Consider the following 2,894-nt stretch of genomic DNA (forward strand, 5'->3'; position numbering starts at 1 on the left):
GCACGTCGCGCGCCAGCGCCCGGGCGTACGCGGGACTGGCCGAATACCACTCGAAGCGCTCCCCCGGCGGCAGCAGCACGAGGTGGTACGGCGGCACGCGACCCGCCCCGATCATCGCCGCGGTGTAACGGCCCAGTTCGCCGTACCGGTGGTAGTCGGGCCCGTCGTGCGCGACCAGCACCCGGTCGGTGGGCGTGTCCGGCGACCAGATCCGGGCCACCATCTCGCCGTGCAGGGTGGGCAGCGGCAGGTAGACGTCGCGCCACTGACCGGTGGCCTGCGGCAGGTGCAGCCAGCCGGGCTCGCGGTAATCAGGGCACCACAGGACCGAGTTGTCGCCCTCGCGCCGCGGATTGTCCGGATCGGCCACGGTCTCGGTGCTGCCGTCGCCGTGGCCCAGTTCGAGCCGGTACTCGATGCGGTGCACGGCCGGGCGGGGCAGGCGCAGCTGCCAGGTGCGGCTCTCGCCGTCGTACGCGAAGTCGCCGGCGGCCACGCCGGAACGCAGCCGGACGGCGGTCAGCCGATGCTCATGATCTTGGAGCCGGAAGCAGACCTCGGTGCCGTCGCACCACGCCCCGACCGCCGGTTCCATGACGGCACCATAACCGGCCGACGGCCCGCCCGGCAGCAGTCTCAGGGGGTGTATGTCTGCGGGCCGGGCGACGCCGACGGCAGCCCGAACATCTCCGCCAGGCCGGTGATCCGCAGCTGGCGGTGCACGAACTCGCTGGGGTTGCGCAGCACGAACCGGGTGCCGGTCTCGCGGGCGGCGTTGTAGCCGGAGACCAGCGCGCCGACGCCCATCGAATCCATGAACGTCACGAAGGTCAGATCGACGATCATCGAGACCGGGCGCTCGCCGTGCAGGGTGCTGACCAGCGCGTGCCGCAGGGCGTCCACGGTGGCCGCGTCCAGCGAGCCGCGCACGTCGACCACGATCGCGCCGTCCGCCTGCCGCCGCGTGGTCATCACGGCCTCGCCCATGGTCTCGTCCTCCGCACCCGGTTGCCCGTGGGCCCACGCTACAACGCCCGCTGTTCACCTCGCAGGCTGCCGGACGTTTCCGTGCGCCGAGCGGACAGCCGGTGCGCCGAGCGTCATGGCGACGTCACCCACCGCGAGGCGCAAAGAGCAACAGGAGCGGGCAAGTTCGCCACATCATGCAGATCATCTTGCGGTTTCCGCAGGTGAGCGGCCACGGTGACAGCGGTGGTCACCGATGCACCCGCTCGCATCCGGCCACTCCCGGGGCGCGGCCGGGGAGGTGTCCACGACGGCGGTCTCCACGCGGCCGCCGAGGCATGTGGAGGGTGGGCCCAGCATGGTCACAGGCTCGAACCGAAGGCCGGGGATCTTCGCGATCCGCGATGTCCGGTCGCTGATCTCCGAGACCACCGAGGAAGGCCACGGCCTGAAGAAGGCCGTCGGCGCCACCCAGCTGACCGCCATGGGCGTCGGCGCCATCATCGGCACCGGCATCTTCGTGGTCATCGGCGAGGGGGCCGGCGTGGCCGGCCCGGCGGTGATCCTCTCCTTCGTGCTCGCCGCGGTGGCGTGCGCGTTCTCCGCGCTGTCCTACGCCGAGCTGGCCTCGTCCATCCCGGTCTCCGGCAGCGCCTACACCTACACGTACGCGACCCTGGGCGAGATCGTGGCCTGGATCATCGGCTGGGACCTGATCCTGGAGTACGGGGTCTCGGTGGCCGCCATCGCGGTCGGCTGGGGCGGCAACCTCAACGCCTTCCTCGACTCGGCGTTCGGGGTGGCCCTGCCGGACGCGATCGCCAAGTCACCCGAGGACGGCGGCATCTTCAACCTGCCCGCCGTCTTCATCGTGCTGGCGATCACCGCTCTGCTGGTGCGGGGCGTCACCGAGAGCGCCCGGGTCAACCTGGTGATGGTCGGCGTCAAGCTGGCGGTGCTGCTGTTCTTCATCGTGGTGGCGCTGTTCAACTTCGGCACCGGCAACTTCCAGCCGTTCACCCCGAACGGCGTCGACGGGGTCACCGCGGCGGCCGCGATCATCTTCTTCGCGTACATCGGTTTCGACGCGGTCTCCACCGGCAGCGAGGAGGCCCGCAACCCGGCCCGCGACCTGCCCCTGGCGATCATCGGCTCGCTGATCATCTGCACGGTCTTCTACGTGCTGACCGCGGTCGGCGCCATCGGCATCGCCACCCCGGCGCAGCTCGAATCCACCGACGCGCCCCTGGCCGCCGCCCTGGACCAGGGCGCCGGGATCAGCTGGGCGGCGTCGATCCTGGCGCTGGGCGCGGTCGTCGCGATCACCAGCGTGGTGCTGGTCATCCTGTACGGCCAGACCCGCATCTTCTTCGCCATGTGCCGCGACGGCCTGTTGCCGCAACGCTTCGCCGTGGTCAACCAGCGGTACGGCACCCCGGCCCGGCTCACCATCGGCCTCGGCGTGCTGATCGCGATCCTCGCCGCGCTGGTGCCGCTGTCCGAGATCGTCAAGCTCGTCAACATCGGCACGCTGTTCGCGTTCGTGCTGGTCAACATCGGCGTGATCATCCTGCGCCGGACCCGGCCGGAGATGCCGCGGCCGTACCGGGTGCCGTGGTCGCCGGTGCTGCCGATCCTCGGCGTGCTGTTCGCCGTCTACCTCATGTCCGACCTGCCGCTGAGCACCTGGATCCGGTTCGTCGTCTGGCTGGTCCTGGGCCTGGCAATCTACTTCCTGTACGGCTACCGCCACTCCAAGCTGCGCACCCCTCGCCCGGACGACGGCGGGACACCGAGCTGGGCCCGCGACACCACGCCCGAGACGCCGCCCGGGGACCCGCGGTGACCGCCCCGGCGACCGCCCCCGTCATCGTCGGGGTGGACGGCGGCCCCTCCGCCGAGGACGCTCTGACGTTCGGCCGGTGGGC

Annotated in this window: 2 protein-coding genes and 1 pseudogene; 1 reads left to right on the forward strand and 2 read right to left on the reverse strand. The window is 71.1% G+C overall.

Features of this window, described 5'->3' with window-relative positions:
* A pseudogene (locus tag AB0C29_RS41540) lies at positions 1 to 595 on the reverse strand (esterase); the annotation flags it as partial.
* Positions 596 to 636: 41 nt separating this feature from the next.
* Entirely contained in the window at positions 637 to 987 is a 351-nt protein-coding gene (locus AB0C29_RS41545) for an STAS domain-containing protein (protein WP_360832783.1), read from the reverse strand.
* 337 nt (positions 988 to 1,324) lie between these two features.
* On the opposite strand from AB0C29_RS41545, the gene AB0C29_RS41550 reads away from it, so the two are divergent.
* Positions 1,325 to 2,812 (forward strand): amino acid permease, encoded by a 1,488-nt coding sequence (locus AB0C29_RS41550; protein WP_360832786.1) that lies wholly within the window; start codon positions 1,325 to 1,327, stop codon positions 2,810 to 2,812.
* Positions 2,813 to 2,894: the final 82 nt, after the last annotated feature.

The sequence above is a fragment of the Actinoplanes sp. NPDC048791 genome, assembly GCF_040650095.1.
Classification (GTDB): Bacteria; Actinomycetota; Actinomycetes; order Mycobacteriales; family Micromonosporaceae; genus Actinoplanes.

What these genes read in the sequence shown, in the direction of transcription:
- AB0C29_RS41550 (WP_360832786.1), top strand. Translation starts at nt 1,325, where the DNA reads ATGGTCACAGGCTCGAACCGAAGGCCGGGGATCTTCGCGATCCGCGAT.
- AB0C29_RS41545 (WP_360832783.1), bottom strand. Translation starts at nt 987, where the DNA reads ATGGGCGAGGCCGTGATGACCACGCGGCGGCAGGCGGACGGCGCGATC.